Here is a 20,109-nt window from a genome sequence, read left to right on the forward strand (position 1 = left end):
TCGCATATTCTTGGACATTAGTTTTTTTCCGACTCACTCTTATTACGATTTCTGGGCTTTGATATATGTCCTTTGCCGATATTATATCTCAAATTTACTTGCATTAATGTATTGTTCACCCTGTCGTTTTCCCAGGAAGTGAATTGAAAGCCTTGAGTATCAATAGCCGTGTACATACGCTTTGAAATAGCATTTGTCGGTATTGAAAATGCAATCGAGAGTGAAAGTTTGTCTTTCAGCAGCGATGTCATCGCCCCCAACATGAATTTTTCATCCTGACTATACTGTTTGCCTTGCAATAACGGCATTTTATCATGGCGCAGGAAATAACCTGTCATCAAACTTAAATGTCGCCATCCTCTCCACACGACCATCGCATCTAAATACCATGTGCGCCCCTTGTGCCATACGCTTTCGTTTTGTTTTCGTTTATACCATTGATAATTTGCGGTGAGGTTTAATTCAATATCATGTGGCATTTTATATTCACCGTTAATACCCGTATATTGATGAAAATACTCACTGCCTGCCAGTGTTTCTACAATTTGGTTATCTTCAATATTGTACCAAGGAGTAATGTCATTTGAGGAATGCTTTAGCATATACGTGAGCTGAATAATTTTATTTAAATTTATTCTGTACTCCATATAGTGCATTATCCTTGCCCGTAAATCGGGATTTCCCTTATGCCATAAAATCGGGTTCTTCCTGTATGCAACAGTCGACAATTGATCGAGGTTAGGATATTGTACATCACAAAAATAGTTTGCGGTAAGAGAAAGCAGGTGTATGGGTTGCCAAAAGAATTTAGCCATTGGCATCCATGAACAATGTCCGTCGGATATGGACGCGTTCTTTTCGTTTACGAATAATAGATTACTTCCCACTATGAAGTTCATATTCTGTGTCGGATTTACCAATACAGAGAAATAAGCGTTTTGGCGGTGTTCGGATGTTTTAAATAATTCACTATGGGTCAATCGGTCTTTATTCTGATATTCATTTCTTGTGAAAGTGTAACCGATGGTGCTACGAAAGACATCACTCCAGATATAATTTGCATCTACATTGTAATTCCAATAATATTTCTTTCCTTGATAGAACAAATCCGTTCTATCGGAATATCGAGAATAGAAGTTATCTTCCGAAACTTTGTAATAGTTAAAAGTTAAATCGCTGGACACAGTGAATCGAGGACCTATCGAGCCGCGATAAAAAAGTCCGGTAGTAGTGTTAATTGCTTTATAGTCGGCAATATTGCTCAACAGAGGAAGAGACGATGGATCCTTAAAGTCCTCATGATTTGAGTTCTTTTTCCCTTCCATCCAGGTTTGCAGTGAGATTACATGCTTGGGAGCGATTTTATAATCAGCGCCTACGCTAAGATTTAACTGGGTGTCAGTGTCACTATAATTGGGCTGATGATAATCCTCCGTAGCTGTTTGCTCGTTTGCTATATCATTATAAATATATTCATGGGCTGTAGCTTTGAACATCTTTTTATGCATCATACCTATTTCGCCATAGAGATTCCAACGGTTTAAAGTATAAGTTATATTTGTACCAATGTCTGTATTATTAGAGTTGCGGTTTCGAAATGAAAGTAAGTTTCTCGCATGAACGCCATAATCATATCCAACATAGGTTTCATGTAGAATTATATTCAGTATAATGGGGATATCACCATATTTCCCTTTTGGGTATCTGAGCACTTCCACCTTTTTGATGCGTTTAGGATTAAGGCTGCGTGCGGATTCCGTGCTTACATCACGTCCGTCAATCATTAACGGTATATTACGATTTTCACCGATCTTGACTTCATCCGACACCCAATCCACCGTTATCCCTTGTAATTTATCAAAAAGTTGCAGTCCGTTTTTTGTTCCCTTTCGCAAAGAGTCTGTTATTATGTATGTTTCCGATACGGCATTTCTCTTCAATAAATCAGCTTTCACCACCACTTCCGATGTCGTAATTGATTTCTCCGGTTCAATGTCTTGCGAAAAAGCCATATTGGGAATTGCAATCATCATCGCTAAGAAAACTTTATGCTTTTTGTCTATTTTCATAGTCCTTCTTAATTTTCTTGTTGTTTAAAACTCTCCAACAATAATCCTGGATACGATTCTCAAAAATAGAATAATCTTCGCAATGTCCACATACAATTTTACCATTGTGCTCATTTATTCTATCTTCTCTGAGTACAGGACATCCACAATAACAGAGTGGATAGTATAGACATTGACTACATACGCAGTTCTCATCAAACAAATCATAGTCTTGGAAAATAGGCTTTTCTTTCCAGACGATATTACCGTCAGAATCCAAATGGCCTCTTAAATCATCTATTGCACGTTTATCACATTTTTCGACTCCTCCGTTGTAAAAAAACATGTTATAATGTTGCTTCTCAACATAACACATGGAAAATACATGTTCAGTGGATAACTCAAAGCCACATAAGACAAGCTTCTCTTGTAGTTTACTCAATAGCTCTATTTTTACAGTCTCTTCTTTTATTTGCCAAACTTTTTGAAGGTCAACTTTGATTCTTCTTCTATATTCTATTGGGATATACTTACATATATCATTTAATAAATCAGGACTTTTTAATGTTGCTAACGTATAATTTAATCTTAAGACTATCTGAGCATTGCTATTAATTTGGAGCAATTTGACAATGTTAGTTAAAACCAGACAAAATGAGTTGTCACTATTTTTATCATGTTTGTTTAAATTATGATTTTTCTCATCACCATCAATGGCTATCTGGTAGTAATTGATATCATTGCGTGCAAGCATTTTTATATTGTCGGAATTTAGCAAAGCTCCATTTGTTGTAATGGAAGCACTGAACTCTATATGCTTATCTGCACAGAAAAGCCGTAACTCTTTGCTTACAGCATCTATAATTTCGGGTTGGGTCAATGGTTCGCCACCAAACCAGGATAATACATAAGACTCTATCGCATTTTCAAGTAAATATTTCTTAATGTGTTTTACTATCAGTCTGATTTTTTCCAGATTCAGTTTTATAGGTTCGTGCTTTTGAATACAGTACCAGCAATTGTAATTACATTCATATGTGGGAAGTATGGTGGTTTTATACTCTTTAGATTGTATGAATTTGTTTCTGATATCAATCAGATATTTACGTTCATCTTCTTGGTCTTCCACGATAAGCCCCATCGTTTTAAGGATGTTTATAAGTGATTTATGGGAATCATTATAAGAGTCGGGTGATTGTAATACTTGTATAAAAGAGTTTACAGCATCATTGTTGATAACCAGAAATTCTTTGTTTATGCCATTGAATAATACTGTACGTTCAGTATCCAATGGAACAATATATAGGTATTTGTTTGCTCTCATATATATATTATTAGCTATGCACGAATCTTATAATAAGGATTCGTGCATATTAAGTTTAGAAATATGATGATTTGAACAAGCCCTCAATAGTGAGAACCTCCACATCATTTAACTCCTAACTGCAAAACCATGTACATTTGTCGCACTTGTCACATTTGTTACATTTGTCAGAGTTAGCGTCGGGTTGCTGGATTTCTTCAAAATCTTCATAAGATCCACCCAATACGTTTATCATTTCTTCTTCGCTTAGAATAGAAGAAGGAGTGATTTCAAAATGTTTAATATTCATGCTACCTAATATTAATTGTTACCTACTATTTAGCGTATTGGCTTTCGCTCCTCATATTTTATACAGTTGAGGCCTGTATTATTTAGTCGGACTATCGCGATTCGTCCGAATGAATAATCGTTGATGTAAATGGATATAAGATTAATCGTCTTCTCCAAGATTGAGGTCTTCAATATATATCCATTCTCCTTTGATATATACCCACTCTCCACATGAGTGTTCGCCACCTTTTACTTGTAGCATCTCATTTTTTGATAACTTTTCTAATTCCATAGTCTTCATATTTGTTTTTGATGCTACAAAGTAAATGCTTTTTTATCAAAGGGTTTATAATAAAAACATAATCATTTTATAATAATTCATTCTCGTTTTGATTATCTTTGTGCCGGATTATGCGCTAATAGATGAGGAAGTATTGTTATATAACTGTTGTTGCTGCACTGTCAATCGCTTGTTTACAAGCGATTTCTCTGAAAAGTTTATATAATCATTATATTGATGAGTATATAATCAAGATAGACAATGCGGTGCATATAGCATTGGATAAGGAGCTGTATTTGCGTTCGTTAGAGAGACAAGGGAAATCTCCTCAGGATCAACAGTATTTGTATGCAAAACCTGCTTCGGAGATGTCTCCGGAAGAAATGGATAGTTTAAGGAAGCGATCTATAACCGGTGATACCTTGAATATTGATGCCGCAAGGGAGAAGGGGATTGGAAAAACAGCGGGAGAAGTCATTTTTCAAATTAGACAAGACCTGGCACTAAAAAGGGGCTTTCCTATAGATGTTCAGGTTTTAGACAGTCTATTTATTGGTGCTTTGGGAGCCGCCCCTTTTCGTGCGATTATTTTGTCTGATAAAGATAAACTTATAGCCGCTTCTGCCGGAAACTTGAATTCTGAAAAATATGATTATGTTTCAGAACTTTATCCGATAGGAACTAAAGGCTTGCAATATTTGCAGGTGAAGGTGTATATCCCGATGTCTTCTTTTATCGAACTGCATATTTGGACACTTGCCCTCTCAGCTTGCTTTATGCTGATGGCGTTATTCTCCCTAATTTATCAGCTAATTGTGATACGACGCAAGGATGAACAACTTCGTAAGCGTGAAGAAAGTATAAACGGTACGATACACGACCTGAAAGCTCCGCTGAACAGTGTAGTAGCCATGCTGAGTTGGTTTAAGATGAACGAAACTGACTCAAAAAAGAAAGGGTATATTGAGGTTAGTCAGTCAGGAATTAAACATTTGGTCTGCAATATCGAATCAATGCTGGTGGTGGCGCGAAGAGACAGAAAGAAGATCATATTGAATAAAACAGATATTGATGTTCCTGAGTTGGCGGAGTTAGTAAAGAAAGAATTGGATATACTTTATAAAGATAAGCCTCATAGCATAGAAATTGTCAATGAACTGACAAAGGATTTTCGGATATCAGCAGATGAGCTGTATATAGAGAATGTAATCAGAAACTTGATAGAGAATGCGCTTAAATATTCTGATGATGGGGTAGTGGTTACAGTGTCGTTGTCCATTCAGGAAGGGATGTTGCAGGTTGCCGTAAAGGATAATGGCTGGGGTATTGCACCCTGCTATCAGAAGGACTTGTTCAAGCAGTTTTATCAGGTTCCCCGAAACAAGGTATGCACTCAGAAAGGTTATGGTATAGGACTAACGCAAGCAAAATATATAATTAACGAACATGGAGGAGATATAAAGGTAAAGAGTGCTGAGGAGGAAGGCAGCATATTTACGTTTACTATTCCTTTTACCAAAATGAAATGACGTAGCTATGGATAAGATTAAGGTGCTGTTTGTAGATGACGACGTGGCATTAGGAAATATAGTCACAATGGCTCTGGAGGATTCCGGATATGAGGTACATTATCAAACCTCTTTGACTGCTATCAAGCCTGTTATTCAGGAACTTACTCCTGATATTATTGTGCTCGATGTGGAAATAGGGAATAAAAACGGGATTGATATTACTCCCGAATTAAAGATAATCGCACCGGAAATCCCAATTCTGTTCGTTTCTTCCCATATAGATGCCTCTGAGGTTGTCAGGGCATTGAATGCCGGCGGAGTGGCCTATCTGAAAAAGCCTTTTGAAATTGAAGAATTGATAGCTTATATAAGCAGGCATACGGTTACTTTCCATACAAAGCCTATGCGGATCGGGAGGTTTACTTTGAACGCTGAAGATAATCTTTTGATGAAAGGGGAGGAAGTGGCAAGGAAGCTTAGCGCTTTTGAGAGTAAACTATTGAAACTCCTGATGTTGAACATGGATAAGGTCGTAACCCGCGAACAGATAGAGCAGGAATTGTGGGTAGACGGTTATGGTAATGAGCAAAGCATTAATAACTATATCGCTAAGCTCCGCAAATATTTATCGGAAGATGAATCGCTGGAGCTAATGACTATTCCTAAAGTGGGGTATAGGCTTTCACAGGGATGAGGCCGTTAATCTGTCATTCTGACACTTTGTATTTTCTGTTGGCTGAGAATGCGTTATATCTGTTCTGATGTCCATGAGCATGAAAGCATGCGAAGAAAAACTCGCAAAGTTCAGGCTGATAGCTCGATATCGAAATACTTACACTTCTTATAGATTGAAATATGCCCTGAAAAGTACGCTTATAAGTCTTACTCATGACGCAAATAAGTGTTTTACTTGCAAGTAGTAACCATATTACCTATAGGTAGTAACCCTTTTACCTATAAGTAGTAACCATATTACCTATAAGTAGTAACCCTTTTTTGCATAAATAGCCTTGGGATGCGGAAGAATATACGGAAATGTTGTATTCTTATTCTTTATTTATTCGTGGAAAACTCTGGAATGCAATTTTACAAAAAGACGCGTGTTGGATTAATCGGGCATATAGTGCCAATCTGATATGGAAAATCGTGAATCGCCAACTATTCTGCCAGCCACTTCCATGCAGGGATCACTTTTATACTTATTCCATCCTGTTCAATAGTCTCTTCCTGGTCTTTGCTGATAATCAAAGCAGTGCTTATGTTCATGAAGCGGGAAAGGCTGACAAGGGCATTGACTTCCCTGTTTCGCGTCTGCTCGTCGCGGAGAGAATAGGAAACCTGAATAGCCAGCCCGGCATCGGGAACTACGAAATCTACTTCTACATTCTTATTGTAATAGAAGAGCGCTTCTCCATATTGTTTATAGAGATGGATAGCTACTATGTTTTCAAGTAGTTTGGTTTCAGGCTGAAAGAGGAACAGGTTGAGGATGCCGTTGTCGTAGAAATAATGTTTCTTCGTTCCTTCTCTCTGTGGGATGGAATCATTGAAATTACAGAGAGAGAAGATGAGATAAGCATCGTGCAGATAACCTAAATAGCTGGAGATTGTTTCGCGGGTCACTTTGCTTCCATCTCCTTGCAAGATGTTCTGCAATCTTTTGATGGCTATTGGTTGAAGTACACTATCGGCCAGCTTACGTACTAACAGACGCAGGCTTTGTTCATTTCTTACATTGTTTCTTATGACAATGTCCGAATAGAGTATTTTTTGATATAAGGAGGTGAGCCAGGCGCGCTTGTCTGTGTAGCTGAAACTTTCGGGCAGGCCTCCATTGTAGAAGTAACCTTCGAACAGACGCACTACGTCGGTCCTGATGGGAGCCAGATGCCAGTGGGCATCCAGTGTAATATGATGATATTCCAGATATTCCGTGAAACTGAAGGGGTATATTTCCTGCATCAGGTATCGTCCGCCCAGTGTAGAGGCTATTTCGCGGCTGAGCATGTGGGCATTGCTACCCGTGATGAAAACCCGTCGTTTCTCATCTGCCAGTCGGCGTGCGAAGTGTTCCCATCCTTCTACGTTCTGTATTTCGTCCAGAAAGATGATAGGCTCGAGGGCGAACATCTCTTTGTAACATTCTACAATCAGATGAAGTTCTTCCTTTTTAATATCCGTAATGCGTTCGTCCTCAAAGTTAATGAAGAGAATTTCTTGTTTACTATGTCCTTCTTTTAGCAGTTGCTGTATATGCTGGTAGAGCATATAAGTTTTGCCGGCACGGCGGATACCCACAAATACATAATTACCATTTTCCTCAATGGATATTTTGCGGGGCAATAGCTTCACTTGGCTGATGAACTCTTGCTGGTTCAGAATGATTTGTTTGATGATGTCTTTTTCCATACTCCAACTTGCTTGATATGCAAATATAGGAAATAATTCTATAAAGTGCATGTTTTGCTTGAAATATGTCTTCTATGGAAGACATAATAGAAGGAAGATATGTCTTGTATAGTCTTTGTACTTATCTATTGTATAGGGATCAGAGACATTTGAAAACAAAAAAGGGAAGCTTTTTAACGGCTTCCCTTCTTAATGCTTTTGCTGCAAGTAACGGATTACTTACGCAGACCGAGCTCTTTAACGATGGCACGATATCTTGCGATGTCGTGATCCTTCAGGTAGTTCAGCAACGCGCGGCGTTTACCTACCAACATTGTCAAGGCTCTTTCAGTACTATAATCTTTTCTGTTGAGCTTAAGGTGCTCAGTCAGGTGGGAAATACGGTATGAAAACAATGCTACTTGGGCCTCAGCTGAGCCTGTATCAGTGTTAGACTTTCCGTACTTGCCAAAGATCTCTTGCTTTTTAGCAGCGTCTAAATACATAACTTTTAATTAAATTGATATATTAATATTCTCTTAAAGAGGGTGCAAAGATAGAGATAATCTTTTATACTGCAATGATATTCAGTGAAAATTTTCTCCTGCTACGGTTATATCTAATGCAAAATTCGTACCTTTGCCGCCAAATATATAGGTATTGTATGCAAAATATTAGAAACATTGCAATCATTGCCCATGTTGACCATGGGAAAACGACGCTCGTCGATAAGATGCTCTTGGCAGGAAATCTGTTCCGCAGTAATCAGAGCACAGGTGAATTAATGCTGGATAACAACGACTTGGAACGTGAGCGAGGGATAACGATCCTCTCCAAAAACGTTTCTATCAATTACAAAGGAACTAAAATCAACATCATTGATACTCCGGGACACAGCGACTTCGGAGGCGAGGTGGAACGTGTGCTGAATATGGCGGACGGATGTATCCTCTTGGTGGATGCCTTTGAAGGCCCTATGCCGCAAACGCGTTTCGTGTTGCAGAAAGCTCTGCAGATTGGTCTGAAACCCATCGTTGTAGTGAACAAGGTAGACAAACCGAACTGTCGTCCGGAAGAGGTATATGAAATGGTGTTCGACCTGATGTTCAGCCTGAATGCTACAGAGGATCAGCTGGATTTCCCCGTTATCTACGGTTCTGCAAAGAACAATTGGATGAGTACGGACTGGAAGACTCCTACTGATAATATTCTCGCGTTGTTGGACTGCATCGTAGAGAATATACCGGCTCCCACGCAGCTGGAAGGTACTCCGCAGATGTTGGTGACTTCTCTGGATTATTCTTCTTATACCGGACGTATTGCCGTAGGCCGTGTACATCGTGGTACGCTTAGAGAGGGCATGAATGTATCTTTGGCCAAGCGTGACGGAAGTTTTGTGAAATCCAAAATCAAGGAGCTGCATACATTTGAAGGTATGGGGCGCGTAAAGGTGCAGGAAGTTTCTTCCGGTGACATCTGCGCACTAGTAGGTATCGAAGGATTTGAAATCGGCGACACCATCTGTGACTTTGAAAACCCGGAAGCATTGCCGCCTATCGCTATTGACGAACCGACTATGAGCATGCTGTTCGCCATTAATGATTCTCCTTTCTTCGGCCGTGATGGTAAGTTCGTGACTTCTCGTCATATCCATGACCGCTTGATGAAGGAATTGGATAAGAACCTTGCCTTGCGCGTACGTAAAAGTGAGGAAGATGGTAAATGGGTAGTTTCCGGTCGTGGTGTACTTCATCTTTCCGTATTGATTGAGACTATGCGCCGCGAAGGTTATGAACTTCAGGTAGGTCAGCCGCAGGTTATCTTCAAGGAGATTGACGGTGTGAAGTGCGAGCCGATTGAAGAACTGACAGTAAATGTCCCCGAAGAATATTCCAGTAAGATTATCGATATGGTAACCCGCCGTAAGGGTGAGATGGTGAAGATGGAGAGTGCAGGCGAGCGTGTAAACCTGGAATTCAATATGCCTTCACGTGGTATCATCGGTTTGCGTACGAATGTACTGACTGCTTCTGCCGGTGAAGCTATCATGGCACACCGTTTTAAAGAATATCAACCGCATAAGGGAGATATCGAACGTCGTACCAACGGCTCCATGATTGCCATGGAAACTGGAACGGCTTTTGCTTATGCTATTGATAAATTGCAGGATCGTGGCAAGTTCTTTATCTTCCCGCAAGAAGATGTGTATGCAGGACAGGTGGTAGGTGAGCACTCTCATGATAACGACTTGGTAATTAACGTTACGAAATCCAAGAAGCTGACGAATATGCGTGCTTCCGGTTCGGATGATAAAGTTCGTCTGATTCCACCCGTACAGTTCTCGCTGGAAGAGGCTTTGGAATATATCAAGGAAGATGAGTACGTAGAGGTTACGCCAAAGGCGATGCGTATGCGTAAAGTGATTCTGGACGAGATAGAACGTAAGCGTGCGAATAAAAACTAAAGTTGTTTGTAAATAGATAGAAAAGGAGTGCTTCACTGTAATGGTGGCACTCCTTTTTTTATGCGTGACTTGCAGGAGATGATTAATCTATAAATCTGATCTTTTCTGCATTTCTAGGTTTGGCGGCGGGGGCTTCATCCGGATAACCGAATGCGATGCAATAGAGCAATTGATATCCTTCGGGAATATCCAGCTTCTTCAGATATTCGGCTGCTTCCGGTGTTGATGTCATGAATCGTGTCGGTCCGCCAAGGCAACAGGAACCTATACCCATAGACCAGGCTGAAAGAATCATATTTTCACCCAGCAGCCCACAGTCTATTTGTGACAGGTCATAAGACTTGTCATTGGCAATAAACACTACGGTAGAGGCATTGCGGAACATATTCTTGAAATTAGGATCTTCCGCTGCTTTAGGATTCTGCTTTTTGTAAACTTCAGTAATACCGTTGATGAATTCCGGATTATCCACTACCCGTATTTCCCAGGATTGTTTGTTTTGTCCGTTAGGAGCATTGATACCGCAGTTCAGTATAATCTGCATAGTATCACGGTTTACCGCTTGCGGTTTGTACTTACGGATACTACGGCGTGACATCATATTCTCAATCACCGCATTCTCATTGCTCTCACTTGCTTTTGTGGTTTCATTCTCTTTCTGCACTTGTGTGCCGCAGCTGCTGAATAACAACAAGCTAGCACCTACTAACATTAATCTGATACTTTTCATATAGCTTCGCTTGATTATTGGTTTGGACAAAGCTACTAAAACTTTCGGATTATCAATTACATAGGTTTCTTAAAAAACAAGAAAGGCGGCTCTTGATACCAAGAGCCGCCTTTACATATATCTAAACCGGTTTTATTCAGATTAGAGCTTCGGACCGGCAGCAACCAGTGCTTTACCAGCTTCGTTGCCAGTGAACTTAGCGAAGTTCTTGATGAAACGGCCAGCCAAGTCTTTTGCTTTTTCTTCCCACTTGCAAGCACATTCGTAAGTGTCGCGAGGATCAAGGATCTTCGGATCTACGTTAGGCAATTCAGTCGGAACAACGAAGTCGAAGAAAGGAATAACCTTAGTCGGAGCCTTGTCGATAGAACCGTCAAGGATAGCATCGATGATGCCACGAGTGTCGCGGATGGAGATGCGCTTGCCTGTACCGTTCCAGCCAGTGTTAACCAAGTATGCCTTAGCGCCTACCTTATTCATCTTCTTAACCAGTTCTTCTGCATATTTAGTCGGGTGCAGTGACAAGAAAGCAGCGCCGAAGCAAGCAGAGAATGTCGGAGTCGGTTCAGTGATACCGCGTTCTGTACCAGCCAACTTAGCGGTGAAACCAGACAGGAAGTAGTACTGAGCTTGTTCCGGGTTCAGGATAGATACCGGAGGCAATACACCGAAGGCATCAGCTGACAAGAAGATTACCTGATGAGCGTGAGGACCTTTAGAAACCGGCTTAACGATATTTTCGATGTGGTTGATAGGATAAGAAACGCGAGTGTTTTCTGTTACGCTCTTGTCGGCAAAGTCAATCTTGCCGTCGGCAGCAACAGTTACGTTCTCCAGCAAAGCATCGCGGCGGATAGCATTGTAAATATCGGGTTCGCTGTCTTTATCCAGGTTGATAACCTTAGCGTAGCAACCACCTTCGTAGTTGAATACACCTTCGTCGTCCCATCCGTGTTCATCGTCACCGATCAACAGACGTTTCGGGTCAGTAGACAAAGTAGTCTTACCTGTACCAGACAAGCCGAAGAAGATAGCAGAGTCAGTACCTTCCATGTTAGTGTTGGCAGAACAGTGCATAGAAGCGATACCACGCAACGGGTTCAGATAGTTCATGATAGAGAACATACCTTTCTTCATTTCACCACCGTACCAAGTATTCAGGATAACTTGCTCGTTAGTCTTCAGGTTGAATACAGTAGCAGTTTCAGAGTTCAGACCCAGTTCCTTGTAGTTGTCAACCTTAGCTTTAGAAGCGTTGAAAGATACGAAGTCGGGTTCACCGTAGTTAGCCAGTTCTTCAGCAGTGGGGCGGATGAACATGTTAGTTACGAAATGAGCTTGCCATGCAACTTCCATGATGAAACGTACTTTCAGACAAGTAGCAGGGTTAGCGCCGCAGAAAGTATCAACAACGAACAGACGTTTGCCGCTCAATTCCTTTACAGCCTTAGCTTTCAAGTCAGCCCAAGCTTCTTCTGTGCAAGGCTTGTTGTCATTTTTGTATTCGTCCGAAGTCCACCATACAGTGTTTTCGCTGGCTTCATTCTTAACGAAGAATTTATCTTTAGGAGAACGACCGGTATAAATACCTGTCATTACGTTTACAGCACCCAGTTCAGTTACCTGACCTTTTTCAAAACCTTCCAAACCCGGTTTGGTTTCTTCTGCGAACAGTACATCATAAGACGGATTGTGGATGATTTCCTTCACGTCTGTGATACCGTACTTGCTTAAATCTAAATTTGCCATTTCTTTTAATGATTTAAAATTTTGGTATTTGGTTTATTAATCTCTTGCTAATATCTTTTTACCTTCTCTTTTCAAGGGGAAATTGGTATGAATTGGGTTATGTTCCAAACAGCCCCTTGTTTTTCGCGTACAAAAGTAGTATTTTCTTTCGAAACAATCACTTGATTAGAGAAATTTTTCTTTAATGAGAAGTCTTTTATAACTCCGTAACAATATCTGCAAACTGAATGTTGCAAATTGCACAAGAAATCGTTTACTTTGCGCATATAAATTCAAATCACATCATGAAAATTATCAATTTTGCCGAGACAAACTCCATCCTGAATCAGTATGTTGCCGAGATCCGGGATGTACAAGTACAAAGCGACCGCCTTCGCTTCCGTCGAAACATTGAACGCATCGGGGAAATTATGGCGTATGAAATGAGTAAGGACTTTGCTTATTCTCTGAAGAATATCCAGACTCCCTTAGGGATAGCACCTGCGCAAACCCCGGATAATCAGCTGGTATTAAGTACCATTTTGCGTGCCGGATTGCCTTTCCATCAGGGCTTTCTGAGCTACTTTGACGGTGCGGAAAATGCTTTTGTTTCCGCTTACCGGAAGTATAAGGATACGCTGAAGTTTGATATTCATATTGAATATATTGCTTCACCGCGCATTGGCGGAAAGACGTTGATTATTACAGACCCAATGTTAGCAACCGGTAGCAGTATGGAGTTGAGTTACCAGGCTATGCTGACGAAAGGACATCCGGCGGAAATACATGTAGCTTCCATTATTGCCAGCCGTCAGGCGGTAGAACACATTGCTGAAACACTCCCCGAAGACAAGACTACTATCTGGTGTGCAGCCATTGATCCGGAGATAAACGAGCATTCGTATATTGTTCCGGGACTGGGAGATGCAGGAGATTTGGCATTCGGCGAAAAAGAATAAATACTAATAAAAAGTTTCCCCAATCTACCCTCACTTTGGGGGTAGATCAATAATAATTAGGATGTTAAGTGTGGTGGTAGTAAAAAATCCTGTGTGAGGGTAAGTGGGTTACTCTCACTGTGTCTCGTCACAGTCAGCCCTTAACGGAATGGTGTATTAATTCGTTTAACACCAAGCATTGTTCTGTTTATAATCAGTGAAATATCTCATTCAGCTTAGGAACAATCAGGTGTTGACCTTGGTTAACCGGCCGATTAACCAAGGTCAATAGGTTCGTCAACCAAGGTTAACCGACAGCTTGATCAAGGTTAATACCCAATAAGGCTTACTGTAGAATGCAAAAAGATCTAAGGTAAAGACAGATGATTGCCTGTTTGTTTAGGAATGGAATCTTTAATCATTCTTCCCGTAATTGCGTTTTATAATAGTGGCCTGAAAGGCTTTTTTACCGGCCAGTAGCAGGTCTTCGTCATCAAAGGCACGAAGGCTGTACCAGAAAAGGAAATCTCCCGTACCACCCAGAATACCGAATAATCCCAAAAAGAATATATTGGCTTCTCCTGTACAGAATCCATGGATTGCAGGCATCACTCCCAATAAGATGCCCGGTAATAATAAGGATACCCGATAGAACTTCAATGGAATAGGACGAGTCAGAGAAAATCCTACTCCAGTCCAGTCAAAATGCCAGTGTAGGAGCTTTTTATCCTTTCCGCTAAACCAGTAAAGAATCCCTGCCTGGATTAGTATATAAAACACGAGGAGTAAAAATATGCAAAGCATAACTTGGGGACTACTGATTTCTTTTACAGTGGTACCCAATAAACGACCGGCACTATAGGATGAAGGTTCATCCCATACATAAACAAACAGATAGCTGCCTGTCAGGAACAGAATGAAAAAAAACAGAAATCCTCTTATGTTGATAGACTTTGCCGTGAGTTTCACTTCCACTCCATCCGGGCGCTTGAATGGCTCCTTATTTGCTTCTTTCTTTTCCATAATTCCTTTTTACTGATTTCTACGCTGCAAAGATAGCAAGAGTATGAAATTAATTTAGGTTATCAGAATGTTATCTTTATGTTAAGATGGAAAGAAAAGTTTATCTATATTTGCCTGAAATATAGAATGCTTGATGAAAAAGTCGTATTATATACTTCTTACAATAACTGCAACTGCCGCTGTCTTGTACTTACTTGGAAATTGGGTAGGACGAAGTTTCGGACTGAACCGGCAGCAAGTAATACGTAATATCCATGAGGCTTACGGGCGTGCGACGGATGCATTTGAGACCGGTCAGACTAAGGATCTGGCTGCCTTTTTCCGTCGCGAACTGGATGACGTGAATTTGAAGCGGATCAAGTTCCGCCTGGATACAGTATCTTTACACAGTGATTCCATCGTATTGAAACAGGATTTACGGTATTTTTCTGATTATCGGAAGCTATTGGAACAGCACTATACCTTCGTGTGCCCTGTGAATGACGCTCAGGGAGTACATGCTTATATCCAGAATCTTCGTGCCGGGTTCATCGGCAAACTGCTTTATATGTTCTTCGGAACGATAGTGGCTTTGGGACTTCTATTATTTGCCATCCGTAAGCAAGTGGATATTATCCGCCGGCAGGATGAGTTGGCGCGAATGCGTGAAGATTTCTCTTCTGCTATGGTTCACGACATGAAGAATCCGATCAGTTCCATCCTGATTGGGCTTAAAGTGCTTCGTAGTGGAAAGGTAGATAGTAAACCTGAGAAGAAAGAAAAACACTTCGATATACTGGAGGCGGAAGCTCAACATTTGCTTGCACTGGCCAATAAAGTACTGACTATCTCTAAACTGGAACATGGACAATTATTGCTGGACAAGAATTGGATTCAACTCCGTCCTATGGTGGATGAGTTGGTACACACGTTCACTGCTAAGGCAGAAAAGCCTATCACATTTCAGGTTGATTTACAGGAAGAGGGAGTTTATGCTGATGAGGAGTATCTGAAAGAGGCATTAAGTAACCTGATAGATAATGCTGTGAAATATTCTAAGGATACAATAGATATACAGATTACTTCCTGCCTTTCCGGACAGTATACTCAGATCAGGGTGCGGGATAATGGAATCGGTATTCCGCTTGCGGCTCAACGGATTGTATTTGATAAGTTTGAACGCGTCATTACCCGGAATGAGGATGAGAAGAAGAAAGTATCCGGTTTCGGTTTGGGACTGAACTATGTGATGAATGTAGCCCGGGAGCATGGAGGGTATGTCAGTGTGGAGAATATAGAAGGGAAATATAGCGAATTTACCGTTTCTTTGCCGTTGCCGACGGAGAACGAAGAGGCTAATCCGGAGGATTGATATTCTCTTATCGTATATGAGCGTGCCCGAGCCTGTCTGTTTTTTTACAGACAAGCCGGATCACGTTCTTTTAAATTGTTATTCTACAGGTGGCACATCCAGAATACTGCCATATCGATGGTATTCAAATGAGATGCTTTGCTCTTTAATATAATGTATCAACTCTACACGTCCGTCTTTCACAGGTTTTGCCGTGGCAATGTATTTGTTTCTGCGAGCTGCCTCTTCATACATTTCCATCGGAATATCAGCGCTACAAGTGCGGATGCGTTCATAGGCCCTCATTGTTTTAAGGAATTCATCCAACGTTTCTTTTTTTAGTGCACAACCGGTAGATGATAATGCAGTCGTGCGATCATCATTCGGATCAAAGCTGATAGTCAGTGGCGTGCGGCAGAGCTTTGCGGCAAGTGCGATCATTTCCGCTTCTTCGTTACTATCTCCTGGGAAAAGGCGGAGCACTATATTCTTTAATGGCAGATAGCGGAATGCATTTTGTTCGCCATATAACTTATTGATATCCCGTGCATGCGCAAATTCTTCCTCATATACATGGGGATAACTTTGCTTGTAATCCGTATTGCTTTCCGGCTTGTCGGTAATCTTCACAAGGCAGGCGCAATAGTTTGGTCCGCCTGCTTTTACACCACCACCGAAAGCAGACAGTTTCATTCCGCCGAAAGGTTGGCGGTTGACAATAGCACCTGTGATGCCACGATTGATATAAAGGTTACCTGCCAGAATAGAGTTCTTCCAGAGTTTTTGTTCGTTCTCATCCAGACTTTGCAGGCCGGAAGTCAAACCGTAGTCCAGGCTGTTTACCAACTCTATTCCCTGTTGAAGATTGTCAATGCAAGCCACACTTAACATGGGACCGAACAATTCGGTGCGGAATGAATAACTGCCCGGTTTTACTCCCCATTTCACGGTAGGGGCGAGGATGTATTGCTTCTCGTCGATAAACCTAGGTGGAACCAGCCAGGACTCGCCGGGTTCCAGTGTGAGGGCTTGCAGTAACTTGTCGTTCCGGTTGGTAATCATCGGGCCTACTACATTACCGGCTTCCCATACACTGCCTACTTTCATACTGGTGGCGGCATCCTTCAGCTTATCCTGGAAGTTCTTGTCTTCGTATACAGAGCGTTCTACAAGCAGTAGGGAACATGCTGAGCACTTTTGTCCGGCATTTCCGAAAGCAGAAGCAACGATATTCATAATGGCATGATCACGGTCGCCTGAGGCTGTAAGGATAATAGCGTTTTTTCCACCGGTTTCGGCGGAAAGTGGGGTAGACGGGTTGGTACGTGCAATGCTTTGGGCCGTGTCCGTACCACCTGTCAGGATGATATGCTTGATAGCCGAAGCAGTGGTCAACTCTTTCAGTGCTTCACGGTCGGTAATAATGACTTGCAATGCTTCTTTGGGCACTCCTGCATCCCAGAAAGCCTTGGCAAATAGCCACGCTACGGGAGCGGCTACTGTTGCGGGTTTCAGTATCACGGTATTGCCGCCGGCCAATCCGGCTACAATGCCGCCGATAGGAATGGCGCATGGGAAGTTCCACGGTGAAATGACGAGGATTGTTCCTTTGGAGGTGATGTTCACATCATCCAGTGCGGCGAATTTTTTCATTGTTGTGGTATAGAAGCGGGCGTAGTCAATACCTTCGGATACCTCCACATCGCCTTCTACCACTGTTTTACCTGTTACAGCACACATGCTGCCTATCAGGTCTCCGCGCATATCACCCAGGCGATTGGCCGCTTCGAACATGATTCTATGACGTTCCTCTAAAGTGGTGTTCCGCCAGCCTGCGGGATCTTTTTCTGCAATGCCGATGATTTGCTTTACTTGTTCCGTATTGGCTTGCGACATTTCGCAAATACATATTTCATCATTCTGGCAGCGGTCCATATACTTATGGCGTTTTTCACAAAAGATGGTTTCGACTCCTATTTGCAGAGGAATGATTTCCGGAGTATCGCCGGAAGACTTTTTCCATTTGGCAAAGATATTTCGCACCCATTCCTGATTTTGAGGCAGGTCGAAATCCGTATCCGGTTCGTTTTTCATCACGTCGGATGGAGGGACGGAAGAATATGGTAAAAGCCTGTTCTGCGTGCGCGTAGGAATATGAGAAACGCTGTCTTTCTTGTGATATGCTTCTTCAAACTGCTTTTGCAGGAAATTCCAGGTGTCGGTTCCCGGTTTCAGATTGAATGAGTGAGTGAGGAAGTTATCCGGAGCTGTATTCTCATCCATACGGCGTACCAGATAAGAGACTGCATTCAGGAAATGTTCATTTTTCACTACCGGTGCATATAGTATGATGTGATTACCCAGTTGCGACTGCGCGCGCCATACATGGTCGGCCATACCTTCCAACATCTCAAATGTCATATACTCTGAACTGTTGTTTTTCTGGCTTAACAGATAAGCGTAGGCTATTGTGAACAGGTTATGCGAAGCCACTCCGATGTGCAATACTTTTGCATTTTCGGGCAGCAGGGCGCGTTCCAGAATATGCAGGTAGTTTGCATCTACTTCCGTTTTTGTGGAAAGTATGGGGTTGGGCCAGCCGCGCAAGGAAGAAATCACCGTTTCCATTTCCAGATTACAACCTTTTACAAGGCGCATTTTGAGTGGTGCACCTCCCTCTGCCACGCGTGCCTTTGCAAATTCCAGCAATTCCGTCTGGAAATCATAAGCATCGGGCAGATAAGCCTGTACAACGATACCAGCTGAATAGTCTTTGAATTCCGGTTTGCTTAGTACAGTTTTAAACAGGCGTAAAGTAAAGTGTGAATCTTTATATTCTTCCATATCCAGATTGACAAACTTCGCACGTTTCACTCCGTTTTCATCTGTATGCGGGAAGTCTATTGCTTTTTGGTAGAGAGCGGACATGCGTTTCACCAGTTCCGGGAAACTCTCTTCATAATTCAAGGCATGCGTCTGGGCATAGATGCCGGATATCTTGACGGAGATATAGTTAATATCCGGAGCTTCCAATGCTTCCAGGTAATGATGGTAACGGTGATCTGCTTCCCCATTGCCTAAAACAACTTCACCCAGTAGGTTAACGTTCTGTCCGACCTTTTGCTGCGCACGTTCGGACAGGTGTCGGGTTAACTTGGGACGTGCTTCATCAAGGATAACTTTGGACGTATCCATGCGTAAGCGTTTCTTTATAATAGGTATGGCAATGAAGTCGAAATGATGTCCGAAGGCTTGGTACATTTTAAAGAGGAAAGTATCCCGCTTATTCAGAAATTCGGGTACTCCATAGCGGTCTATCAGAGTCTTAATGCGGGTGGCAAGTTTCTTGCGATCACGTATCTGCGAAGATTCATCCAGCATTTTCACCAGGAACTTCTTGTCCTGCGGACGTTGCACCATGACGGCATATTTATGCTGTTCTTTGCGCTCTTCGTTTGTGATGGTTTGCTCACACGTGTTGTGTAGCTTCAGTATCCATTCTTGTACCTCGGCTATGGTAGGTCTATTATCCATAATTTATTCATGTTTAGTAAATGACTGAAAATAAATATCACTCGCGAACTAAAAACATGAATAAAGGGTGGGACTGAACATTACGGCACGATACCGGTGCAAGGTCTGGAGAGCTTGCTGTGAAAACCGGTCAAAGATTAATCTTCTACCCATAGTACAGTGATGTTAAAGGTTAATGTATGCCTGATGCAAATATACACTAATTCTTTTATTATCAAAGGGAAAAGAAGAAAAACTTGAAGAAGAAGAGGCTTTGAGAGATGGTATTGAAGAAACGAATTATCATTTAGCTCATACCGATACAGAAACGAAGGAAAGGAGTGATAAGGTGGTAAGGTGATAGGGTGATAAAGTAGCTGCGCTATATATCACAGAGCGTTATCCCGCTATCACCCTATCACCTTACCGCCTTATCACTCTTTGTTCAAAACCCTACAGAAGCGAATATAATTACTGGTCATCAGTTCGTCTCTTTTCTCTTGTTTTGTTTTCATTTCAACAAAGGTACCATGAACATGTTGAATGTCAAAATGCCGGGTAC

The 20,109-nt window shown here is 41.6% G+C and carries 15 protein-coding genes; 5 read left to right on the forward strand and 10 right to left on the reverse strand.

Annotated elements, in window-relative coordinates; translation table 11 throughout:
* Window positions 1-17: 17 nt before the first annotated feature.
* From BN161_RS06225 to BN161_RS29740, 4 genes are all read right to left on the reverse strand, one after another.
* Window positions 18-2,069: an outer membrane beta-barrel protein gene (locus tag BN161_RS06225; protein WP_044263969.1), complete on the reverse strand. Its 2,052-nt coding sequence runs from the start codon at window positions 2,067-2,069 to the stop codon at window positions 18-20.
* Entirely contained in the window at window positions 2,047-3,372 is a 1,326-nt protein-coding gene (locus BN161_RS06230) for a radical SAM protein (RefSeq protein WP_044263971.1), read from the reverse strand. Before BN161_RS06230 ends, BN161_RS06225 begins: the two co-directional genes overlap by 23 nt.
* Window positions 3,373-3,487: 115 nt before the next feature.
* A complete protein-coding gene (locus BN161_RS29735) occupies window positions 3,488-3,661 on the reverse strand; it encodes a hypothetical protein (protein ID WP_167332501.1) in 174 nt (57 codons plus the stop codon).
* 141 nt (window positions 3,662-3,802) lie between these two features.
* Window positions 3,803-3,943 carry a hypothetical protein gene (locus BN161_RS29740; protein ID WP_167332502.1) on the reverse strand — a complete coding sequence of 47 codons (141 nt, stop codon included), beginning with the start codon at window positions 3,941-3,943 and terminating at the stop codon, window positions 3,803-3,805.
* Between the two features lie 122 nt (window positions 3,944-4,065).
* Here BN161_RS29740 and BN161_RS06235 point away from each other — a divergent pair, with 122 nt between their 5' ends.
* Both BN161_RS06235 and BN161_RS06240 read left to right on the forward strand, forming a co-directional pair.
* Window positions 4,066-5,451 carry a sensor histidine kinase gene (locus tag BN161_RS06235; protein ID WP_044263973.1) on the forward strand — a complete coding sequence of 462 codons (1,386 nt, stop codon included), beginning with the start codon at window positions 4,066-4,068 and terminating at the stop codon, window positions 5,449-5,451.
* A gap of 7 nt (window positions 5,452-5,458) precedes the next feature.
* The gene (locus BN161_RS06240; RefSeq protein WP_044263975.1) at window positions 5,459-6,127 is read left to right on the forward strand and encodes a response regulator transcription factor; all 669 of its coding nucleotides are present in this window, start codon (window positions 5,459-5,461) and stop codon (window positions 6,125-6,127) included.
* A gap of 464 nt (window positions 6,128-6,591) precedes the next feature.
* On the opposite strand, the gene BN161_RS06245 is transcribed toward BN161_RS06240, so the two are convergent.
* Both BN161_RS06245 and rpsO read right to left on the reverse strand, forming a co-directional pair.
* Complete coding sequence (locus BN161_RS06245; RefSeq protein ID WP_044264000.1) at window positions 6,592-7,842, reverse strand: ATP-binding protein; 1,251 nt, start codon at window positions 7,840-7,842, stop codon at window positions 6,592-6,594.
* A 215-nt stretch (window positions 7,843-8,057) separates the two neighbouring features.
* Entirely contained in the window at window positions 8,058-8,327 is a 270-nt protein-coding gene (gene rpsO / locus BN161_RS06250; protein ID WP_044263977.1) for a 30S ribosomal protein S15, read from the reverse strand.
* Window positions 8,328-8,485: 158 nt separating this feature from the next.
* Here rpsO and typA point away from each other — a divergent pair, with 158 nt between their 5' ends.
* Entirely contained in the window at window positions 8,486-10,285 is a 1,800-nt protein-coding gene (gene typA, locus BN161_RS06255) for a translational GTPase TypA (protein ID WP_044263979.1), read from the forward strand.
* An 82-nt stretch (window positions 10,286-10,367) separates the two neighbouring features.
* Here typA and BN161_RS06260 read toward each other — a convergent pair whose 3' ends face one another.
* Entirely contained in the window at window positions 10,368-11,015 is a 648-nt protein-coding gene (locus tag BN161_RS06260; RefSeq protein ID WP_044263982.1) for a nitroreductase family protein, read from the reverse strand.
* Between the two features lie 141 nt (window positions 11,016-11,156).
* Window positions 11,157-12,764 (reverse strand): phosphoenolpyruvate carboxykinase (ATP), encoded by a 1,608-nt coding sequence (gene pckA / locus BN161_RS06265; RefSeq protein WP_044263984.1) that lies wholly within the window; start codon window positions 12,762-12,764, stop codon window positions 11,157-11,159.
* 284 nt (window positions 12,765-13,048) lie between these two features.
* Between pckA and upp the strand changes: the two genes are divergently transcribed.
* Window positions 13,049-13,702, forward strand: coding sequence for a uracil phosphoribosyltransferase (gene upp / locus BN161_RS06270; RefSeq protein ID WP_044264001.1), 654 nt, complete (start codon window positions 13,049-13,051; stop codon window positions 13,700-13,702).
* A 393-nt stretch (window positions 13,703-14,095) separates the two neighbouring features.
* On the opposite strand, the gene BN161_RS06275 is transcribed toward upp, so the two are convergent.
* Entirely contained in the window at window positions 14,096-14,704 is a 609-nt protein-coding gene (locus BN161_RS06275; RefSeq protein WP_044263986.1) for a hypothetical protein, read from the reverse strand.
* Window positions 14,705-14,837: 133 nt separating this feature from the next.
* Between BN161_RS06275 and BN161_RS06280 the strand changes: the two genes are divergently transcribed.
* Window positions 14,838-16,055, forward strand: coding sequence for a sensor histidine kinase (locus tag BN161_RS06280; protein ID WP_044263987.1), 1,218 nt, complete (start codon window positions 14,838-14,840; stop codon window positions 16,053-16,055).
* A 78-nt stretch (window positions 16,056-16,133) separates the two neighbouring features.
* Here the strand turns inward: BN161_RS06280 and BN161_RS06285 are convergent, their stop codons facing one another.
* Window positions 16,134-19,568, reverse strand: a complete 3,435-nt coding sequence (locus BN161_RS06285; protein WP_044263989.1) for a bifunctional proline dehydrogenase/L-glutamate gamma-semialdehyde dehydrogenase — start codon at window positions 19,566-19,568, stop codon at window positions 16,134-16,136.
* Between the last annotated feature and the right edge of the window lie 541 nt (window positions 19,569-20,109).

The sequence above is a fragment of the Bacteroides timonensis genome (assembly GCF_000513195.1).
GTDB classification, from domain to species: Bacteria; Bacteroidota; Bacteroidia; order Bacteroidales; family Bacteroidaceae; genus Bacteroides; species Bacteroides timonensis.

Bases quoted from the DNA above. Each gene is read 5' to 3' on its own strand.
- typA (WP_044263979.1), top strand. From the start codon at position 8,486: ATGCAAAATATTAGAAACATTGCAATCATTGCCCATGTTGACCATGGG.
- BN161_RS29740 (WP_167332502.1), bottom strand. From the start codon at position 3,943: ATGAAGACTATGGAATTAGAAAAGTTATCAAAAAATGAGATGCTACAA.
- BN161_RS06285 (WP_044263989.1), bottom strand. From the start codon at position 19,568: ATGGATAATAGACCTACCATAGCCGAGGTACAAGAATGGATACTGAAG.
- BN161_RS06260 (WP_044263982.1), bottom strand. From the start codon at position 11,015: ATGAAAAGTATCAGATTAATGTTAGTAGGTGCTAGCTTGTTGTTATTC.
- BN161_RS06230 (WP_044263971.1), bottom strand. From the start codon at position 3,372: ATGAGAGCAAACAAATACCTATATATTGTTCCATTGGATACTGAACGT.
- BN161_RS06275 (WP_044263986.1), bottom strand. From the start codon at position 14,704: ATGGAAAAGAAAGAAGCAAATAAGGAGCCATTCAAGCGCCCGGATGGA.
- rpsO (WP_044263977.1), bottom strand. From the start codon at position 8,327: ATGTATTTAGACGCTGCTAAAAAGCAAGAGATCTTTGGCAAGTACGGA.
- BN161_RS06245 (WP_044264000.1), bottom strand. From the start codon at position 7,842: ATGGAAAAAGACATCATCAAACAAATCATTCTGAACCAGCAAGAGTTC.
- BN161_RS06235 (WP_044263973.1), top strand. From the start codon at position 4,066: ATGAGGAAGTATTGTTATATAACTGTTGTTGCTGCACTGTCAATCGCT.
- BN161_RS06280 (WP_044263987.1), top strand. From the start codon at position 14,838: ATGAAAAAGTCGTATTATATACTTCTTACAATAACTGCAACTGCCGCT.
- pckA (WP_044263984.1), bottom strand. From the start codon at position 12,764: ATGGCAAATTTAGATTTAAGCAAGTACGGTATCACAGACGTGAAGGAA.
- BN161_RS06225 (WP_044263969.1), bottom strand. From the start codon at position 2,069: ATGAAAATAGACAAAAAGCATAAAGTTTTCTTAGCGATGATGATTGCA.
- BN161_RS06240 (WP_044263975.1), top strand. From the start codon at position 5,459: ATGGATAAGATTAAGGTGCTGTTTGTAGATGACGACGTGGCATTAGGA.
- upp (WP_044264001.1), top strand. From the start codon at position 13,049: ATGAAAATTATCAATTTTGCCGAGACAAACTCCATCCTGAATCAGTAT.
- BN161_RS29735 (WP_167332501.1), bottom strand. From the start codon at position 3,661: ATGAATATTAAACATTTTGAAATCACTCCTTCTTCTATTCTAAGCGAA.